Raw genomic sequence first — 18,702 nt, forward strand, 5'->3', positions numbered from 1 at the left:
CTGTCACTCGCGTCCGGACAGCTGCGTCACCAACTTGATCAGCGCACCGTGGTCGAGCCCACCGTCACCCTGGGCGACGAGCGAGCCCATGAGCTGCGTGACCAGCGCGCCGAGCGGAATCGTCACCCCAGCCTCTCGTGCCGCGGCCTGCACGATGCCGAGGTCCTTGTGGTGCAACTCGACGCGGAATCCCGGTGTGAACGCGCGATCGACCATCGCCGCGGCCTTGCGGTCGAGAATCCGATTGCCCGCGAGTCCTCCGGCCAGCACCGCGATCGCGGCCGTCGTGTCGACGTCGTGCGCCTCGAGAAGGACCAGGGCCTCGGCGACCAGCTCGATGGTGCCCGCGACGATCAGCTGATTGGCCGCTTTCACCGTCTGCCCGGCACCTGCCGCGCCGACGTGCACGACAGTGCTGCCGACAGCGTTCAGAACCGGTTCGGCGACAGCGAAATCCCCCGCCGCGCCACCCACCATGATCGACAGGGTGCCCTCGATCGCACCCTGCTCCCCGCCCGAGACCGGTGCGTCCAACGCTCTTGTCCGCATGGCGATCTCACGGGAGACATCGGGGCGGATCGTGCTGCAATCGATGAGCAGCGCATCGGGCGAGGCATGGGCGAGCACACCGTCGGGCCCGAGGACTATCGCCCGCACGTCCGGCGAGTCCGGCAGCATGGTCATCACCACGTCGGCGTCGCGGACCGCCTCGGCGACGCTGTCGGCGCCCTTGCCGCCCGCCGCCACCAGTCGGTCGACCTTGGCGCGCCCGCGGTTGTATCCGGTGACCTCGAAGCCGGCCTCGACCAGATTCGCCGCCATCGGCCCGCCCATGATGCCCAGACCGATGAAACCGATCTTCGTCATTGTCGTGTCCTTCCATTCCGTCGCCGGCCCATGCCGTCGACCTCACGCAAACAGCCGCCGCGCGACACCGCAACGTCTTGCGCCGAGTTGCACCCGCGGGTCCGGCCGTCACTTCCACTGATCGAGGGCATTGGCCGACACCAGATTCGCAACCTCGACAGGGGCCGCGACGGGCGCGAGATGAGCTACCCCGGGCAGGATTTCGAAGCGGGAGTGCGGAATGGACCGGGCAATGCGGCGCTGTTCGCGCGGAGGTGTCGCCGGGTCTTCGGCGCCGCCCACGACCAATGTCGCAACGGTCACCTTCGGCAGATCATCGCGGAGGTCCGCGGTGGCGAGGACATCGCACCCGGCCGCGTACCCCGCCGGGTCGAGCGCCCCGAGCATTTTCGCGTAATCCCGCACGACCTCGGGCCGACGGTACCGGAACTCGCGGGAGAACCAGCGATCCATGATCAGTGGAACCATCGGTTCCAGACCGTGTTCACGGGCCGCCGCCGCGCGCTCGATCCAGCCCTGCGGTTCATAGACCGCCGCACTGCACAGCACGGCGAGCGAGGAAACGCGGTCCGGCCTGCGACTCGCGGCGCGGATGGCGACCATCCCACCGATCGAGACTCCGGCGACGTGTACGCGTTCGAGGCCGAGCCGGTCCAGGACGGAGATGAAGTCGTCGACCAGGTCGTCGATGCTCGCCGGCCCTGCTGCCAACACGGCATCCCCGTGCCCACGCTGGTCGAAACGGACCACATCGAACGATTCCCGCAGCAGTGCGGTGACCTCGTCCCACATCGAGAGGGTGGTGCCGAGTGAGTTCAGCAGCGCGACAGTTCCGGACGCGCGCCCCGGCCTGTTCGCGCGATCGACCACGGCGCCCTCGGCTACTGAATGACCATGCATCGGACTGCGAACCCACCTTTCGACTGCTCTGGCAAGGAATTCCACGGTGCGGGTGACCGCCCGCTCGGGCCTGACCGGACGGCGGTTCAGATTCGCTGGTTACGCGTATAGATATCGCGTTCGGTCAACTCGTTCAGCATGGGTTCACCGGCGCGGTAGCGACGGACATTCTCGACGACGATGTCGATCGTGCGCTGGGTTCGATCCGGCAGCCGCGGGGTCGTATGGGGAGTGATGATGACATTGGGCGCGTCCCACAGCGCCGAATCCGCGGGCAGCGGTTCGGGGTCGGTGACATCGAGTCCCGCGCCCGCGATCTCCCCGGCGTGCAGTGCCGCGACGAGAGCGTCCTGATCGATGAGTGCACCGCGGCCCATGTTGACCAGGTAGGCGGTGTCCTTCATACCGGCGAACTGCTCGGCGGTGAGCATGTGATGAGTGGCATCGGTCAGTTGGGCGGCCAGCATGACCACGTCCGCTTCGGCGAGTAGTTGATCCACGGTGTCGCCCTCGTCCGCCGACAACATGACGTCCACATCCGGTGACGATTCCACCGGACCACGTCGGTAGACGAGCACGCGCATGCCGAACGCCCTACCCAGGCGCGCCATCTCTTTCGCGGTGTGGCCGAAGCCGACGATGCCCAACGTCTGGCCCCACAACGCGAAACGCTTCTCGTAACCCTCGATGCCACCCCAGGTGTGTGCGGCCTGCTGCTCGAACAACCGCCGCGCGTCGAAGGTGAGAGCGAGCGCGAAGTAGAAGCCGTGCTGGGCGAGCGCCGGTGCGGAGCGGCCTGCGGACCCGGTGACGATGAGGCCGCGGTCGAATACCTCGGGCACCGCCGACCGGGTGAGCCCGGCGTGGCCACAGTGCACCCACGCCAGCCGGGGCGCGGCGGTGAACCGTTCGTCCAGGTCGCCGGCGATCACCGCGACGTCCACGTGTTCCAGGGCGCGCGCGATCCCCGCGGCGTCGCCCGGGTGGACGTGAACGAACTCCGCCGGCGCGAAAGCCTGCCGCAACTGTTCGATTTCGGGTGGCTCGAACAGGACCGTCGCCAGCACCCGGCGGATTTCCCGCGGCGGTCGGTCATCAGACATGGTCCAGCTCCTCGGAGGTACTCAGGGGACACCGATATGCCCCCGCGGGGCGAGTTCGCTCAGGGTTTGCCTGGCCCTCGGCCTGGCACGATGCCCACAGTCGCACAGCCGAACAGTGCGGTCAATCGGTTGCCGGGGGTTGCCGCCGGGCTGGTAGTCCGCAGCCGGTACTCAACTGACAAATCGAGTGTTCAGGGCACTGATCGCACCTGTCCAACCAGCCTCTGCCCGATTGCCGATACGGCCCTACGGGTGCTTGACTGGCGAGACGGCGCTCGCGGATTGCGGCCGAGCCGATCCCGGCCTCGCCACCGAGACCAATCGGCACCACGCGAGAATCAGTTCCCGAAGGAGATCGCCCACATGTCCGTTCGCACCGCGCACAGCCGATGGCAGGAACCGTTCACCGTCTTCCAGACCAACCTTCAGGAAGTCGATGCCACGATGGACGTGGAAGCGGCACTCGATGTCATCGAAACCCACGGTGCCGACACATGGTTGGTCAACGCGGGTGGGATCTGCGCGTTCTACCCGACCGACCTGCCGTTCCACACCCGCAACCCGTTTCTCACCGATCGCCCGTCGGGTGATTTCCTGGGTGACGCCGTCACGGCGGCGAAACGGCGCGGGCTGCGGGTGATCGCTCGTCTCGATCTGTCCAAGGTCTCGGCTCGGGTGGCCACCGAGCATCCCGACTGGCTGTTCGCCTCGGTCACCGGGGAGCCCCAGATCTACAACGGGTTGTACAGCACCTGCCTCTCCGGTGCGTTCTATCAGCGGCACGCCGTCGAGATCCTCGACGAGATCCTCGACCGCTACCCGGTCGACGGATTCTTCTTCAACTGGTTCAACTTCAACGAGCGCGACTACAGCGAGGTCGTACACGGGATCTGCCACTGCGCTTGCTGCGCACAGCGCTTCGCGGAATTCAGCGGTGGGCGCGCCCTGCCCGAGAACCAGCACTCCGGCGACTTCCCGATCTGGCGGCGCTACACGGACTCCACCATCGCGACCCTCGCGCGGACGTACTCCGACCATGTGGCACCCCGCGGCCGAGATCTGGGCCTCGTGCTCCGCAAGGGCGCCCCGATCGTCTATCACGAGGGCAACAACGCCTTTCTGCACATGCCCGGCAAGGATTTCTGGCCGCACGCGACCGCCGAGGCCGTGAGCGCCCATATCTGCGCCCGGCCGGATGTGCCGCTGATGCTGAACGCGGTCGCCCATATCGACGCGAAATACCGGTTGGGAGCCGAACAGCCCGAACATGTCGCGCAGTACCTCCTGCAGGCGATCGCCCGCGGCGCAAACCCGTCCACCTACATCCTCGGTGCTCCGGGCCGGCTGCCGATGGCGAGTGTTTCACTCGCGCAGAGGGTCACACGGTTCCATCGCGATCATCACGATCTCTACGCGCGACTGCGCCCGGCGGCGACGATCGGCCTGGTGCGTCCAGGGCTCGGCCGGGCCGGCTATGCGGCCCATCTCCGGAGTCTCGAAGAGTTCCGTGGCGTGTACAGCGCATTGCAACAACGGCATCTGGCCTTCGACGTTCTGGCCGATGATGAGCTGGCAGACATGGCGGCGGCCGGCGGCCTGGATCGCTTCCGCCTCGTGGTTCTGCCCGGTGTGGGAGCCCTTGGCTGGGCCGCGGCCGAGGCACTCGACGAGTTCGTGGCGGGCGGCGGCCATCTGCTCACCACCGGTGACAGCGGGGTCACCACGGACGGGGCCGTGGAACTCGCCTGCAGCCCGGCCCTGCGCCGGTCCGGCGCCGAACTGTCGGACAAGGACGTGTGGTCCACCTATGCCACGCTCGACGACCAGCATCACCTCGACGAATTCCGCTACGACGGCTCGATCGTTCCGATATTCGGCACCAACGCCCGCTTCGTCTGGAAGCCGAATGCCGACAGAACTGGATCGATACTGACCCAAGCCCCTTGGGGACCGCCGGAAGTGAGCTACGGACACACCGCCGGCGGTGAGCCAGCGGTCGCCTCGCTCCAGTACGGCTCGGGTGTGTCGGCCATGATCACCTGGACCATCGGCCGCACCTACCGCGAGTTCGGCAAGACCGAGGTACGCGATCACCTGCTGCGTGTGCTCGAACCACTCGCCGAAGTCGTCGTCAGCGCGGAGATCACCGACCGAGTCGAGCTGATCCTCGGCCGCGACGATGAGGGGTACGTGGTCCATCTCCTCAATCAGACCGGAGCACAGCGCCATTCGTTCGGCCCGCACATTCCGGTCTCCGGCGGCCGCCTTGTCCTCCACGGCACCGACATGTCGTACCGGGCCACCGCATTGGTCGCCGGTCACGACCTCGAATCCCGACAGGACCGAACAGCTTCCATCATCGAACTTCCTGTCATCGATGTGTTCGAAGTGGTGCGCATCCGCCCTGCGTAGGCCGCCGAGGAATCCTCGACCGGTTCGACCGTCGCCCTCGACGCCGGCCTTCGCTGCCATCGTCTTCCCGGCGAGCCCGCCGCCACACCGCGCCCGAACCCTCCGCCATCCGTTCGCTCATCTCCCGAGCGCGATGAGGTGAGGCTTGACCTGAAGAGAAGTTGAGGTCCTACGGTCTTGGTTCGTACCCGAAACGAATCGAGGACACCATGAGCACATCACCGGATCCGTCATACCGATGGGGCGGCGACGAAGTCGACCTCGAGGCCTATCTGGCTCGCATCGGCTTCGACGGCGAGCTCGCACCCACCGTCGCGACGCTGCGCACCCTGGTCCGTCGGCACACCACGACCTTCCCGTTCGAGAATCTCGAGATCATCCTCGGCCGCCCGATCCCGCTGGACGTGGAAGCTTTGCAGGACAAGATGGTTCGGCATCGTCGTGGCGGTTACTGCTTCGAACATTCCGGCCTGTTCGCGGCGGTCCTGGAACGCCTCGGTTTCGGTGTCACCGGGCTGTCCGCCCGAATCTTCATGGGAACCGACGACAAACTTCTCGCCGCGACCCACGCGATGCTGCGTGTGACCACCGCCGACAACGACCGCGTCTGGCTGTGCGATGTCGGATTCGGCAGCGGCCCGATGGCGCCGATCGAACTGACCCCCAGCGGCGGTGAATTCACCGCGGGCAACTGGCGATTCCGGCTCGAGCGCGATACCGACGAACTCGGCGGCGACCTGTGGACACTGCACCACTTCAACCGCGACGGTTGGTCTATGCGCCGCACCGTCGCGATGAACCCGCAATACCGGATCGACAATGTGGTCGGCAACCACTACGTGTCGACTTCCACGCATTCACCGTTCACCACGCGCCCCGTCCTGCAACGTTTCCACCCCGACGTGCACTACATGCTCGACGGGCTCACCCTGCTCACCAACTATCCCGACGGCGCCGGTGAGACCAGGGACCTGGAACGCTCGGAGCTACCGAAAATATTGACCGAGGTCTTCGATATCGAGCTCGACGAAACCGATACCGCTGCGCTTGTTCACACTGCCGCGAGCAGCGCGTAGTTCTCAGTCTGTCGGCGTCCGCGAACTCGCCGCAGTGATCGAGAATGCCGAGCACGGTGCTCGACCCGCGTCTACGCTGAATCGATCGGTAGTGCCCTCCACATCGAGAGGACTTCCATGATTCCTCGTGCCATCATCGGTGCGATTATCGCCGCGGGGGTGCTGGGAGCGGCGTTGTCCGCCACCGCCCCCACTCCGGCAATCGCGAACAACCCCGAATCCGAGCAGCAGGCGCCGCAGTTGCTGCCGCTGGCGAAACCGCCCGCGAAGCCGATAAGGTCGCCCGAACCCCCGGCCGAACTCGACGAACCCGAAACTGCGGTTACGACCACGCGCTCGTCCACCAAGGCGGTCGCGCGCACCACCACGAAGACGTCCACGTCCCAGTCCTCGTCCACGTCCACCGTCCAGCGCACGACAACGAAGACGACCACGCGCTAGACCGTGAGGACGATCCCGCGCACGACCACCCGTCACGGTATCACCGCCAAGATTTGCTGCTCCGCAACAGTTTTCGACTCGATACCGCCCTCATCAGACCGGCTCGATTTCCCAAGTGGCGGCAGTGTCTATATCCAGAAAGCTGGTGCTGATGGGAATCTGCACCTCGGCGCAGTACTCGCCGACTTCGTGGAGCAGCAACTGGCGCCGGTTCCCATACGCATGGACCCGGATAGCGCCGGTGCCTTGATGCCGGATCCGGGCTCGAACACGGCCGGTGCTGTATCGCCACGGGACCCGGAGCACGGTCGGGCCGGTGTCCGACATCGCCCCGCGCCATTTCGGGGCCTCGTGCACCATGTCGATACTGATGCGCCAGGTCATGTGCGTCGATGCGTCGATCTGCAGCGTCGCCGGGGTGTCGATCAGGTCGAGCGGGCGGATGCCACGATAGTCACCAGCATGTTCGGCCAGGCGGTCCAGTTCGGTGCCATCGGCAGCCACTGCCGACACCGTGAATGATGTGTGGCCGTCGGTGCTGATGGTCACCAGATGCCGGAGCCAGGACGACAATTCGAGCGGCACCATCGCTGACCCGGTACCGGTGACGTCCTGATCGAGGCTGCAGGTGGTAGTGCCTGCCACGGCAGCTGGTGAGGGAGAAATCATCAGCGAACCATCGAATGTGCGCGGCGACGGCGCTGCCTGGCCGACCGCGAAAGGTTCAGCGGCTGTGGTGTGGCCGGTCGCCGACGGTACCGCCGGTGTGTGGTCGGTCGCCGTCTGGTCCGGCGGCGTGACATTGCCGGATTCTGACGGTGGGGCGGGCCGATCCAGCACCACCGGAATCAGCGCGGGCATCGCCGCCAACTGCCCGACCGTGATCCACAGGTCGAGGGCACCGCGCACTCGGTCATCGATCAGATCGTGCAACGACTCCTCGTCGAGCGCCGGCCGCAACCCGGCAAGGTAGTCCGAGGTGACTGCAGCCTGCCCGGCCAACCGGCGGATCCGGTTCAGGTCCGCTACGCACTCATCGGGTGTGTCGAGACCCAGGGTGTAGAGCGCGGATTCGGCTAGCTGCCGGAGTGCGGCAACAGCGCGATCCATAGCATGCCGGTGTGGGCGCGCCACGTCTATGGCGACAGGCCCGGTTCGCAAGGGTGTCGGTACCTTGACAACAGCAGTGAGGTCGAAGGCCTGGTCGGTCTCGGCGGACCTGGCACGCTGAAGCCACTGCTCGACCTCGGTCAGCCACTGCCATGCCTGATCGTAGGTTTCCGGTGGCACATATCCCGCGGTGCGCGGGTCGACCGCGTAGACAGCGTCGAGCAAAGTCTCACCCAGCACCTGCCACGCGGTTGCCGACCATGCACAGAGTAATCGGGTCTGAATCGCCGAGGACGCCGTCCAAACCGTGCGGCCGCCGACCAGTACCTGCGCGCGCACCTCGTCGGCGCGTAGTTGCTCCTGATACGCAGCTCGGCCGGCCTCGCGCAGCGCTTCCAGTACCCCCGCGTCCTGCTCCCCCTGGCGCCGCGCCCGGAAACGGGCCCGTAAGTTCGGCCTCGGTTCTCTGGCCATCGACGTCTCCTTAGATCCTTGCCAACTTAGCCGACCCGACGGTGCCTTATCAGCTCGACAAAGACTGCTGACCCGGGATCTCCGATTGCCCCACCCCGCTCGGTATTTCAGTTGCGCGGATACGGCCGCTTCGGCACGATGAGCCGCCTGCGCACTGGACAGACCGGTCCAGCGCGATCCCGTGCGGCCGAGGTGGAATCTGACCATGCCGACTTCCTCGGCAAACGACGAACGCACCGCGGGGGCACTGGGTCTGCTGCGGTCCAACCGTCAGCTCAGCGCGCTGTTCACCGCGAGGATCGTGTCCTACGCCGGCGACTCGCTGAGCCTGGTAGCGCTCATGCTGCACGTCGCGAACACCACCGGCCAGGCTCTCGCGGTCGCACTGTTGCTACTGGTGGGTGACTTCGTGCCGTCACTGCTGAGCCCGATCGCCGGCGCCGTCAGCGACCGCTTCGACCGGCGCCGGGTGATGATCAGCTGCGAACTGATCCAGGGTGCACTCGTCCTGCTCATCGCACTGTCACTGCCGCCACTGCCATTGCTGCTCGTACTGGTCGCCGCGCGAGCCATCGCAGCGAACATCTTCATGCCAGCCTCACGCTCCGCGGTCCCGGCGCTGGTCGCCGACAAAGAACTCCCGGTGGCCAATTCGGCGATCGGCTTCGGCGCAAACGCCGCCGAAGCCTTCGGCCCGCTGCTCGCGGCCGCCATGCTGCCTTTCGTCGGTATCCGCGGCGTGCTCTTCATCGACGCCGCATCGTTTCTGCTGTCCGCAGCGGTATTGCTCGCGATTCGACCGATGCCACCGGAACGCGCTGAAGGCGACCAGGAATCGCTGCTCACCCAGGCGAAGGCGGGGCTCGGATATATAGGGCGCGTCCCCGCCCTCCGGATCATCTGCCTGGGCTTCTGCGCGGTCGTCGCGTGTAACGGTGTCGACGACGTCGCCCTGGTCCTGCTGGCGAAAGACACACTGCACTCCGATGATTCAGCGGTCGGTCTGCTGCTCGGCGCGGTAGGCGTCGGCCTGTTGATCGGTTACGCGCTGGTCGGACGCGTCGGCACCCGGCTGTCACTGACCGTGCTGCTGGTCGGCGGCTTCTTCGTCAGCAGCGCGGGCAACCTGCTCACCGGTCTCGCCTGGTCGGTGGCCGCGGCCTTCTCCGTGCAAGCCGTGCGCGGCATCGGCATCGCGGCAATGGATATCGCGTCGAGCACCTTGCTCCAACGCATCGTGGCACCGGGAATGCTCGGTCGCGTATTCGGAAACCTCTACGGCGCCATCGGTATCGCCGCCGCAGCATCGTACGTCGGAGGCGGCCTGCTCCTGGACATCACGGATGCGCCAACCACACTCATCGCGGCGGGCGGCAGCGGTATCGCAGTGACAGTGGCAGTCGCACTCACCCTGCCCCGGGCACTGCACCGAAGCCGAACAGGTACTCCGCAATGCCACCAATCCGACCTGGACGTTCAGGGCCGCAGCGCCGGCTGAAAACAGCGCTGGGCGCGGCTGGGCACCGAACCCGCCGGGCCGTTCCCAACGTCCACTCATGCCGATGTGTGAGTGTTCACCTACGTCCCGGATTGCGCTCAGTTGTCAGGCTTCGTCAACCGGCGTTACATGCCGCGGCGCGAAGTCATCGAGCCCGTTGAGTCGTGTGTTCTGCGCCGCCCGGATCCACCAACGCCCAGAGCGTTGCACGAGAACCGCGGTGACGAGGCCACGACGGTCCTCGCCCACAGCAGCGCCGGGTAAGACGTGATCGGGCCATACCCATTCGGTATGCACCAGCATCACACCAGGACCAAGAGGCTGAACCTCGACGACTGTCTGGCTGTAGTTCTTCTTCTGTGCCAGAACCGATTCGGGTACATGCTCGTGCCCACGCACATTCTCCTCCCGCGACTGCCACCACACACCCCGGTGTGTGATGAAGTCGCAGTCCTCGGTGAACAACTCTCCCCATTCCCGCATCTCATGCCGAATCCAGAGCTCGGTATATCGATCGAACAGTTCCCGGATCACCTCGATGTCATCATCCATGCACAGAACCATGCAACCTTAACTTAAGTTAAGGTCAAGCTGGTGACGGAATGTGTCGGCGGCACTGACGGAGGGTGGGTCCGATAATCGTCGGACGTGCCCGAACCGCGTCGAGGCGGCGCGTTCGGCACAGCCGCTCCGCAGCTGATTCGGCGGAGCCGATGTCTGCTACGGACATGAGGTCGTTGCCCGCGTTATCGGCTTGCACGGCACAATGATCGACGTGCAAACCGATGGCCTGCTCGCTCGACGTCCGCGAAGCGGCTGGCGTGCGGGACGCATCGACGAACTGCGCGAGCGAGCGAATGCCGGCGACGGAGTTGTTGCCTCGCGTCGGCGTCCCCCGCGGCTAGATCTCGAAGGAGTGTGTCGAGGTATTCGCAACTCAACTCGCTGCCATGCTCGAGGAACCTACGTGGGCCTCTCGGCGCCGAACGGCGAGTGCCCAACGTTGCCGACGCTTCAGCAAGCACTGACCCGCATCTGACTTGCGATGCTCGACGAGTCTTCGCCCCGTCCTCTCGCACTCCTCAGGCCGGGGCGTGGAATGGGCTGCGGAAGGATCCCCCGATGGGCGCCTACACGCCGATCGTCTTCACAGCGAACATCCGGTATGCCGCGACCACCCCCTTTCAGATCGATCAGACAGTAGGCACCCGCTACGGCTGTCAGGTGGCCGTAGCCATCTGTTTGGGTGCGGTCGGGACCTTTCGATCCTCTTCGCAGCTCAGCGAAGGCGAAGCGCGCGCTCGGCCCTGAGGCACACCCGAAGATCAACAGGCTGAGAGCATCTCGGAATCGACAATGTGCTGCGATGCCGAATACCGTGTGGTGGGCACACATCCGGGAGGCTCGGTATCGTGGGGTAAGCGCTCGCCCCCTGGGGCCGAACAGGGCGCCACCCGGAATCGTTCAGGAGCACCGACGCGCATGCGCAGCGACATTTTCCACGCGAACAATACGGCTCAGCAGGCCACCCAGCTCGGCATCACGCTGCAGCACTCCAGGTGTGTGAAGGCATGCGTCAACGGCGAGGTGTTGGCCCGCCAAGGCGTCATGATCGGCTACCGCGGGCAGTTCGCGTTCGAGGCCAAGAGCCAGGGTCTGGGCAACCTGGTCAAGCGGTTCGCAACGGGTGAGGGGGTGCCGCTGATGAGCTGCCGCGGGCAGGGCGAGGTCTGGTTCGCACATCATTCCGCGGATTGCTTTCTGATCGATCTCGATCCCGGGGATTCGCTCTCCATCAATGGCAAACACATCCTCGTCTACGAGCCCACCCTCGGATACGACATCCAGATGGTTTCCGGCGCCGGCGCGTTCGTCGGCGGTGGTTTGTTCAACTGCGTGTTCCAGGGGCAAGGTCGGCTGGCGATCACGAGCCACGGTCAGCCGATTGTCATCCCCGTCAGCCAGCAGCAGCCGGTGTTCGCCGACTCCGATGCCCTGATCGGCTGGTCCTCGGGCTTGCAGACGTCCATCGTGCGCACCCAGAGTGTCGGATCCATGCTGCGCGGCGGCTCCGGCGAGGTGGCGCAGGTGCGATTCCTCGGCGCGGGGTTCGTCATACTCCAACCCTCGGAATTCAGCTTCGGGCCGACAACCTCGAGGTAGCCACCCTGTGCTGCGTCGATCGGCTCGAGCGTGCCTGCGTGGTCTTTGCGCGAGCCATTGCGGCCACGAACACCCACTTCTGCCGATGACCGTGCACAGCATGCAGAAGCGCTGGAGTTGGATACAGTGGGCCGCATGCCTGCCAACCCGTCGGACCAGCAATCCGTAGAACAAATCGAGGGTGAGGCTTGGCCTGAGCCGGCATCAGATGCCACCTACGTGGTCCGGAGAATCCACCAGTTGCGTCGGGTTCCAGTTGGGGAACTGAGCATAGAAGACCTACGAATTATGGTGTCGCAGAGCGTCGGAACCGTCGCGGTCCTACCTCGCGTACTTGACCTGCTGGAGGAGAATCCGCTGTCTGCGGGTGACTTCTACCCGGGAGATCTCTTGGTCGCCACGGCGGCTTCGCCGTGCCCACTGGTCGGATCACGTCGAACTGCTGGACAGGGCACGGCGCATAGCCCAGCGAGCGGATACCGAGACCGATCAGCTGAACGGAGCTCAGGTCCCTGAACTTCGCCGCCTGGTCGGTGAGTTCTTGGCGAACTGATTCGGTTCGCGTGCCGAGATATAGTTCAGCAAGTGACTTTCCGGGTCGCGGCGTACGGCGTCTGCCTCGACCATGATCGGGTGCTGCTTGTTCGCCATCTGGCCGAAAGCGGCGAAACCACCTGGACGCTTCCGGGTGGTGGGGTCGAACAAGGAGAGGACCCCGTCGACGCGGTAACCCGCGAGCTTTCGGAGGAGACCGGATCGGACGGCGTGGTCGAACGACTGCTCGGAGTGGATTCAAGGGTCATTCCGGCACTTGTCGCCCACGCGGGCGTGGAGCACCAGAACATCGGGGTCTTTTATCTCGTCCGCGTCACCGGCGGCCGGCTCAGGGCCGAACTGAGCGGAGCGACTGTCGAGCCGACCTGGACTCCGATGTCCGAAGTGACGTACCTGCGCCGATCCTCGCTTGTCGATACCGGTCTGGCTCTGGCACAGAATCTCCCGGCGACCGGCCACGTCACGTCCACGCCGGTCGGCGGTCTGATCCAGCACTGAACCTCCCGCGACCCGGCTACCGGTCGACTGGTGCCGCATTCGCTCTTGCGCTGGTCCAGCCCCAGGCATTCGCTTGGAGCGCCTCACTCCCCCTGGCCGATGACGAATCTTCTACACCGCAGAGCGCGATCCCCAAACGTTCACTAATAAGCCTGCAGCAGAACATTATTCGTCGATCCCAACGGCCTTGACCAGCGATCGGGATCGTCACTAGGTTGGGCAGTTGACCAAGGATGCGACACGGGGGAATGCCAGAATGCACACCGCGACAGACATTTTCGATCCGGCTCTGTACGCGGCAACGCGATTGCCCAGGGAGCAAGCCGAAACGCTTCCGTACCCGGTGTACACCGACCAGGCGTGGTTCGAACGCGAGATGGAGACAGTGTTCCGCCCCGCTTGGCACTTCGCCGGGCTCGCCTCGTCCATCCCCGATTCGGGCGACTTCCGCACCTTGCGCCTGCTGGACGAGCCGCTGCTGATCGTTCGCGGGGACGACCAGCAGGTGCGGGGTGTTCCGCAACTCCTGCCGTCACCGCGGCTTGCGCTGCCCCTACCACTCCTGGACCTACAGTCCGGAAGAGGCGTGATGTGGTGGATCCACAAGATCCCGGACTCCCCCACCCGCACCAGAGTCCGTGTCGGCTACTGCTTCCCCGCCTCGACGATCGAACGGCCGGACTTCGATGAGGTATCCGAACGCTATTTCCAACGTCTCGACCAGGTGATCGAGGAGGACGACTGGATCACCGAGCATCAGCAGCAGGGCCTGCACCGCTCCGCACCCGGCAGCTACCTACCCGAGGAACATGTCGTGCACCGACTCGACAACTGGATTCTGGATCAGGTTCTCGGTGCCTGACCCCCGCGCACGCAGACTGGTCGGGTGGTCGGTACTCGCCGGTTGTTTCCTGCTCGGGTTCTTCCACCGGTTCGCCCCCGCGACTTCGGCCGAAGCGCTCTCCGCCGACCTGGGTGCCGACGGGGCCGCCCTCGGCGCCCTGGCCGCATGGCACTTCTGGATGTACACCGTGGCGCAGATCCCGGCGGGGATGCTGGTCGACCGCTACGGCACCCGGCGCTGTGTCGCGGTCGGCGCACTGATGACCGGCGCCGGGTCCTTCGCTCTCGCGGGCGCGCCGAGCGTGGTGGTGGCCTCGGTGGGACCGGTGCTGACCGGTGCCGGTCTGTCCGTGGTGTTCGTCGGCATCATGAAGTACAACGCGGCGTGGTTTCGACCTGAAAGCTATGGGCTGGTCACCGGCGTGACGATGCTGCTGGCCACCTGTGGGGCCATCCTCGCCGGCTCACCTACCGCGTGGCTACTCGAGCACTACAGCTGGCGGGAAGTGTTTGCGGTGGCGGCGGTCGCCGGGGTCGTGCTGTCGGTCGCGGTAGCCGTCGTGGTGCGTAACCGACCGCCGCGCGACCCCGCTCCAGGGGCCGCCTTCAGCGGTGGAGCGCGAGCGAGCCTGCGCGGCGCGTTGCGCCGGCGCGAGCTGTGGCCGTTGCTGTTGGCTACGGTCGGCACCAATGGCACCTTCTACGCCTTCGCCGGGCTGTGGGGCGTTCCGTTGCTCACCGAAGCCCATGGCCTGTCCAATACCGTTGCGACGGTATACAACACGGTCGCATTGGTGGTGTACGGCGTGGGTTGCCTGGCCATCGGCGTGTGGTCGGACCGGGTAGGAAGACGCAAACCGTTCCTGCTGGCCACCAGCGCGATGGCCGTGGCCGGGTGGGTCGGCCTGGCCGCGCTGCCGTGGTCACCCGGGTGGCAGGGCATGGGCCTGTACGTCCTCGTGGGCGCCGCCGCTTCCCAGGTGACAGTGTCGTTCGCGGCATTGAAGGAATCGGTGCCCACCCATGTCGCGGCGACGGCTCTCGCGGTGCTCAATGCCGGCGTCTTCGCCGCGTCGGCGGCACTGCAGCCCCTGTTCGGTCTGGTGGTGGACAGTGGATCCGGTTGGGGTTGGGCGCTGGTACTCATGGCCGGTGCCGCCGCGGCAGGTCTCGTTGCCGTCCGCTACTCCCACGAGACATGGTGCACGCCACTGCCCGCCGGATGTGACGAGAGCACCGGCCGCACTGCCGAAACGGATATCTTGCACAAGTAGGCTCGTCCGAGCCGGCGGGCTCGACGAGCATGCCGGGCCGCGTGTCCCCGCCCGGCGCGCATCCAGCTGTCGTTCGTGCGGCGCGCGCCTGCTCTACAGATCGGCGCTGAGCGGGATACCGGACCGCAGATGTTCGACTGCCGTGTCGATAACGTCGGCCAGGTAGGCGGTGGATCCGGTGGTGAGCATCAACGCGCTCGCGCCGTGAATGCCGGCGCTCAGCGACCTCGCGCATCGGCGGGCATCGAGATCCGCCCGGACCGAACCGTCGGCCTGCATGTTCTCGATTCCGGTCTGGATCATGCGCTGAAGCTGCTCGGTCAGCTCGGTGACGAGGGCCCGGGCACCGGAGCTTGCCCGGTCGATCTCGATGATGAGTATTCCCAGTGGGCAATCCCGGCCGTGACGGTCGTACTCGCCGAGGAGCTGTTCGCGCCACTGCGACCAACCCGCCCAGCTACTCAGGCTGGGAACGCGAGCGCGCATCTGATCCATGGCTCGGTCCGCCTCGAATCGGGCTACCGCCATCAGAAGCTCCTCCTTACCGCCGGGAAAATAGTGGAAGAGTTGGCTTTTGCTGGTTCCGGTCGCGGCACGGATGTCATCCAAAGTGGTCGCCGCCAGGCCGCGGCTCACGATCAGCGCGGCATAAGCGGACACGATGCGCGCCTTGGTCGCCTCGCCTTTGATTGTGGCCGGTCGCTGGGTCATACCTACTTTCTACACAGAATGGACTTGCTGGTCCATTTTGCCGGTCGCATCATCGATGCACACGCCGGCGCAGCCCCAACCACGCCGGCGCAGCCGAGGTGAGGACTCTGATGGACACCGTTGATATGCAGACCCGGCTCGCATTGCGAGATCTTGTCGATCGCTACGCCCAAGCCATCGACTCCCGCGATTCGCCGGCCCTGGAAAGCCTGTTCAGCGAGGACGCGGTAATTCTGGTTCCGGAAGCCGTCGCCCGCAGCACAGGCAATCGCGAACTGCGCGACTTCACCACTGTCGTCCCGAACTTGACCGCGATGTTCGAAACGACCAGACATCTGATGTTCCAGCAGACCCTCGCCGTGGTCGATGGCGGTATCCGTGGCGAGGTCTACAGCGAAGCCCATCACCTCTATCGGACGGCATCCGGTCTTCATGACGCGGTGATGCATTCGCGCTACCACGATGTGTACGTCCACCAGGACGGTAGCTGGCGATTCTTGCGACGCGAACAAGTCCTGGATTGGATCGACGATCGGCCGCTCGCGGAGATTTCTCCAGTGTTCACCGCCGGTATTCCGTGACGAGGACCCATCCGTGCGGGCGAGCCCCGCGAACTCCGTGCGCTCGCGCGTCGTATTCGACCGACAACCGCGACAAGCGGCACGAGGAGGATCCAGTGAACGCCGAAGAGGTAGCCATAGCTAGCACGATCAGAGTCGGCGCATGCACCCTGTGCGCCGAAATCGCCGAGCCCCAACAGGACCACACGACGAATCACTGGCAGTGCACCTACCGCGTCGAGGGTACCCGTACTCGAATGGCCCACGGCCCGGACAGGCTGTCCGCCATCTACGCCGCACTGCTCGACATTCCACACACGGCAGCACGGGCGGACCCAGCAGGCCGCTCGACAGACTCAGGCCGATTCAGCGAGCCCGCGCCGGCTCGCCTGGATATCGGTGACTCGACCGGGTACACGGCAGCCGCGCGCGAGTTCGGTCCACCGCTGGGCGCACGGGCGGTCATCACAGGCACAGGTCCAGTAGTGATCACGATCGGACGTCCCCGCTTGGACCCCGAACGTCCGTATCCGCAGACCTATCTGTGTCCCTTCCGCATCGACGATCGCACCGAAGCCTTCGCCCAGGGAATAGATGGCGTGCACGCCATGATGTCGGCGATCCGCCAGGTGGGCGCCATCCTGGGAATACCGCCGGACTGGCCGGCGCCGAGCCCGCGCAACGACTGGGCGACAGCGTCACCGGGCTGGAGGCAATCCGCACAGTGGTGAATCCATTGCGCAACTCCCCTACGCCGTCGTGATCAATTCAACCCTGCATCGCGTTCAGGATCGGACCGGCGAATACACCGATCAGGATTGATCCTGCGGCGGCGGAACAGGCGACCACCCGACAGACCGCCAAGGATCCGGGAGACTCTCTTCCGTCATGAGCCTGCGCTGTGCCGGAGTCCTTGCCGCTCACGGCCGGAACAATCCATCGCAGATAGTAGAAGACACTTGCCACCGTGTTGAGCAATGCCAGCACGACCAGCCAGGCGAACCCAGCATCGAAGGCGGCGGTGAAGACCATCAGTTTGCCCACGAAGATGCCCGTGGGCGGGGTCCCGACGAGACCGAGCAGGCACACGACCAGCGCGATGACCAGCGCGGGTCTACGGCGGATCAGGCCGGTGTAGTCGGAGATGGTGCGCGATCGAGGCAGTGCGCAGACGACCGCGAATACGCCCAGATTGGTGAGCGCGTATGCCGCCAGATACAGCAGCACGGCGGGCATCGCGAGGGTACTGCGGTCGGCGGCGATGACGCCGACCAGCAGGTAGCCGACCTGGCTGATGGTCGAATAACCCAGCAGCCGGCGCACATCCGCCTGGAAGAAGGCCGCGAAGTTGCCCAAGGTCATCGACAAGGCGGCGACGATGGCGATCAGCAGCCGCCAGTTCAGCCCGCTCGGCTCGAGCACGATGTCGCAGAGGCGGTAGATGGCCACTACCGCGCCGAGTTTCGGCACGGTAGTGATGACGGCGGCGACCGCGGGGCGGGCGCCCTGCGTCACATCGGGTACCCAGAAGTGCACGGGCACAGCGCCCGCTTTGAACAACAGTCCGCTCAACACCGCGATGGCACCGATCGCGAGCACGACACGCGGCGCGTCGTGAGTCGTCGTCGCCAGCAGTGGGTAGGCGGTGCCACCTCCCACGCCGAGAATCAGCGTCGCGCCGAAGAGCATGACGGCGCCGAACAGCGCCCCCATCAGGTAGTACTTCAGCGCTGCCTCGGTGCCGCGGGCGTCCTTGCCGAATGCGGTCAACGCGTACAGGGGGATGCTGGCGAGTAGATAGCCGGTGAGCAGCACCAGCAGATCGTTGGCCCCGGCGAGCAGCACCGCACCGAGTCCGCCCAGCACCAGCAGCACCACGAACTCCGATTCCCGGGGATGGCTTCGGGTTTCGGGTTGCGACATCGCGAGCAACAACAGGATCGACAGGGCAACGGTGATGCGCACGGTGTTGGTCGCGGTGTCGATTCCGTAGCTACCGTCGAACAGGGTGTGGGCGTCGCGTTGCCACACCCGCACCGTCATGGCGATGGTGGTGACCGCGCCGGCCGCCGCGAGAACACGCACCGGCCACTGCCCGGCGCGTGGCAGGAAGGAGCCGAGGAGCAACCCCACGACGGCGGCCACCGCGAGCGCTGCTTCCGGTGCGAGCGCGAGCAGGTCTGCCACCATCATGTCGTCGGACATCCGGCCCGTCTC

18 protein-coding genes and 1 pseudogene are annotated in these 18,702 nt (G+C 65.7%); 11 read left to right on the forward strand and 8 right to left on the reverse strand.

Going from position 1 to position 18,702, the window contains the following annotated elements:
• Positions 1-3: 3 nt before the first annotated feature.
• The 3 genes and pseudogenes from ACFO5K_RS19410 to ACFO5K_RS19420 all read right to left on the reverse strand — a co-directional run.
• Positions 4-870, reverse strand: a pseudogene (locus tag ACFO5K_RS19410) (NAD(P)-dependent oxidoreductase); the annotation flags it as partial.
• A 105-nt stretch (positions 871-975) separates the two neighbouring features.
• Positions 976-1,767 (reverse strand): alpha/beta fold hydrolase, encoded by a 792-nt coding sequence (locus ACFO5K_RS19415; RefSeq protein ID WP_378564703.1) that lies wholly within the window; start codon positions 1,765-1,767, stop codon positions 976-978.
• A gap of 86 nt (positions 1,768-1,853) precedes the next feature.
• Positions 1,854-2,870, reverse strand: coding sequence for a D-2-hydroxyacid dehydrogenase (locus tag ACFO5K_RS19420; protein ID WP_378564706.1), 1,017 nt, complete (start codon positions 2,868-2,870; stop codon positions 1,854-1,856).
• Positions 2,871-3,233: 363 nt separating this feature from the next.
• Here ACFO5K_RS19420 and ACFO5K_RS19425 point away from each other — a divergent pair, with 363 nt between their 5' ends.
• A complete protein-coding gene (locus ACFO5K_RS19425) occupies positions 3,234-5,282 on the forward strand; it encodes an alpha-amylase family protein (protein WP_378564709.1) in 2,049 nt (682 codons plus the stop codon).
• A 209-nt stretch (positions 5,283-5,491) separates the two neighbouring features.
• Positions 5,492-6,358, forward strand: a complete 867-nt coding sequence (locus tag ACFO5K_RS19430; RefSeq protein WP_378564712.1) for an arylamine N-acetyltransferase family protein — start codon at positions 5,492-5,494, stop codon at positions 6,356-6,358.
• A 71-nt stretch (positions 6,359-6,429) separates the two neighbouring features.
• Here the strand turns inward: ACFO5K_RS19430 and ACFO5K_RS19435 are convergent, their stop codons facing one another.
• Positions 6,430-6,792, reverse strand: coding sequence for a hypothetical protein (locus ACFO5K_RS19435; RefSeq protein WP_378564715.1), 363 nt, complete (start codon positions 6,790-6,792; stop codon positions 6,430-6,432).
• Positions 6,793-6,892: 100 nt separating this feature from the next.
• Positions 6,893-8,590 (reverse strand): hypothetical protein, encoded by a 1,698-nt coding sequence (locus ACFO5K_RS19440; protein WP_378564718.1) that lies wholly within the window; start codon positions 8,588-8,590, stop codon positions 6,893-6,895.
• Here ACFO5K_RS19440 and ACFO5K_RS19445 point away from each other — a divergent pair.
• Positions 8,589-9,881, forward strand: coding sequence for an MFS transporter (locus ACFO5K_RS19445; protein WP_378564721.1), 1,293 nt, complete (start codon positions 8,589-8,591; stop codon positions 9,879-9,881). The genes ACFO5K_RS19440 and ACFO5K_RS19445 overlap by 2 nt on opposite strands.
• 105 nt (positions 9,882-9,986) lie before the next feature.
• On the opposite strand, the gene ACFO5K_RS19450 is transcribed toward ACFO5K_RS19445, so the two are convergent.
• Positions 9,987-10,433: an SgcJ/EcaC family oxidoreductase gene (locus ACFO5K_RS19450; RefSeq protein ID WP_378564724.1), complete on the reverse strand. Its 447-nt coding sequence runs from the start codon at positions 10,431-10,433 to the stop codon at positions 9,987-9,989.
• A gap of 570 nt (positions 10,434-11,003) precedes the next feature.
• Here ACFO5K_RS19450 and ACFO5K_RS19455 point away from each other — a divergent pair.
• From ACFO5K_RS19455 to ACFO5K_RS19480, 6 genes are all read left to right on the forward strand, one after another.
• On the forward strand, positions 11,004-11,192 hold the full coding sequence (locus tag ACFO5K_RS19455) for a hypothetical protein (protein WP_378564727.1): 189 nt from the start codon (positions 11,004-11,006) through the stop codon (positions 11,190-11,192).
• 171 nt (positions 11,193-11,363) lie between these two features.
• Positions 11,364-12,044, forward strand: a complete 681-nt coding sequence (locus ACFO5K_RS19460; RefSeq protein ID WP_378564730.1) for an AIM24 family protein — start codon at positions 11,364-11,366, stop codon at positions 12,042-12,044.
• Between the two features lie 135 nt (positions 12,045-12,179).
• On the forward strand, positions 12,180-12,560 hold the full coding sequence (locus ACFO5K_RS19465; RefSeq protein WP_378564733.1) for a contact-dependent growth inhibition system immunity protein: 381 nt from the start codon (positions 12,180-12,182) through the stop codon (positions 12,558-12,560).
• Positions 12,561-12,629: 69 nt separating this feature from the next.
• Positions 12,630-13,097: an NUDIX hydrolase gene (locus ACFO5K_RS19470; protein WP_378564735.1), complete on the forward strand. Its 468-nt coding sequence runs from the start codon at positions 12,630-12,632 to the stop codon at positions 13,095-13,097.
• 256 nt (positions 13,098-13,353) lie between these two features.
• Entirely contained in the window at positions 13,354-13,959 is a 606-nt protein-coding gene (locus ACFO5K_RS19475) for an SRPBCC family protein (RefSeq protein WP_378564738.1), read from the forward strand.
• On the forward strand, positions 13,952-15,214 hold the full coding sequence (locus tag ACFO5K_RS19480; RefSeq protein ID WP_378564741.1) for an MFS transporter: 1,263 nt from the start codon (positions 13,952-13,954) through the stop codon (positions 15,212-15,214). Before ACFO5K_RS19475 ends, ACFO5K_RS19480 begins: the two co-directional genes overlap by 8 nt.
• Positions 15,215-15,307: 93 nt before the next feature.
• Here the strand turns inward: ACFO5K_RS19480 and ACFO5K_RS19485 are convergent, their stop codons facing one another.
• The gene (locus tag ACFO5K_RS19485) at positions 15,308-15,925 is read right to left on the reverse strand and encodes a TetR/AcrR family transcriptional regulator (protein WP_378564744.1); all 618 of its coding nucleotides are present in this window, start codon (positions 15,923-15,925) and stop codon (positions 15,308-15,310) included.
• Positions 15,926-16,050: 125 nt separating this feature from the next.
• On the opposite strand from ACFO5K_RS19485, the gene ACFO5K_RS19490 reads away from it, so the two are divergent.
• Both ACFO5K_RS19490 and ACFO5K_RS19495 read left to right on the forward strand, forming a co-directional pair.
• Positions 16,051-16,506 carry a nuclear transport factor 2 family protein gene (locus ACFO5K_RS19490; protein WP_378564747.1) on the forward strand — a complete coding sequence of 152 codons (456 nt, stop codon included), beginning with the start codon at positions 16,051-16,053 and terminating at the stop codon, positions 16,504-16,506.
• Positions 16,507-16,970: 464 nt separating this feature from the next.
• On the forward strand, positions 16,971-17,216 hold the full coding sequence (locus ACFO5K_RS19495) for a hypothetical protein (RefSeq protein WP_378564750.1): 246 nt from the start codon (positions 16,971-16,973) through the stop codon (positions 17,214-17,216).
• Between the two features lie 37 nt (positions 17,217-17,253).
• Here the strand turns inward: ACFO5K_RS19495 and ACFO5K_RS19500 are convergent, their stop codons facing one another.
• Complete coding sequence (locus ACFO5K_RS19500; RefSeq protein WP_378564753.1) at positions 17,254-18,690, reverse strand: NADH-quinone oxidoreductase subunit N; 1,437 nt, start codon at positions 18,688-18,690, stop codon at positions 17,254-17,256.
• Positions 18,691-18,702 lie beyond the last annotated feature (12 nt).

The organism is Nocardia halotolerans, from assembly GCF_042650145.1.
GTDB classification, from domain to species: Bacteria; Actinomycetota; Actinomycetes; order Mycobacteriales; family Mycobacteriaceae; genus Nocardia; species Nocardia halotolerans.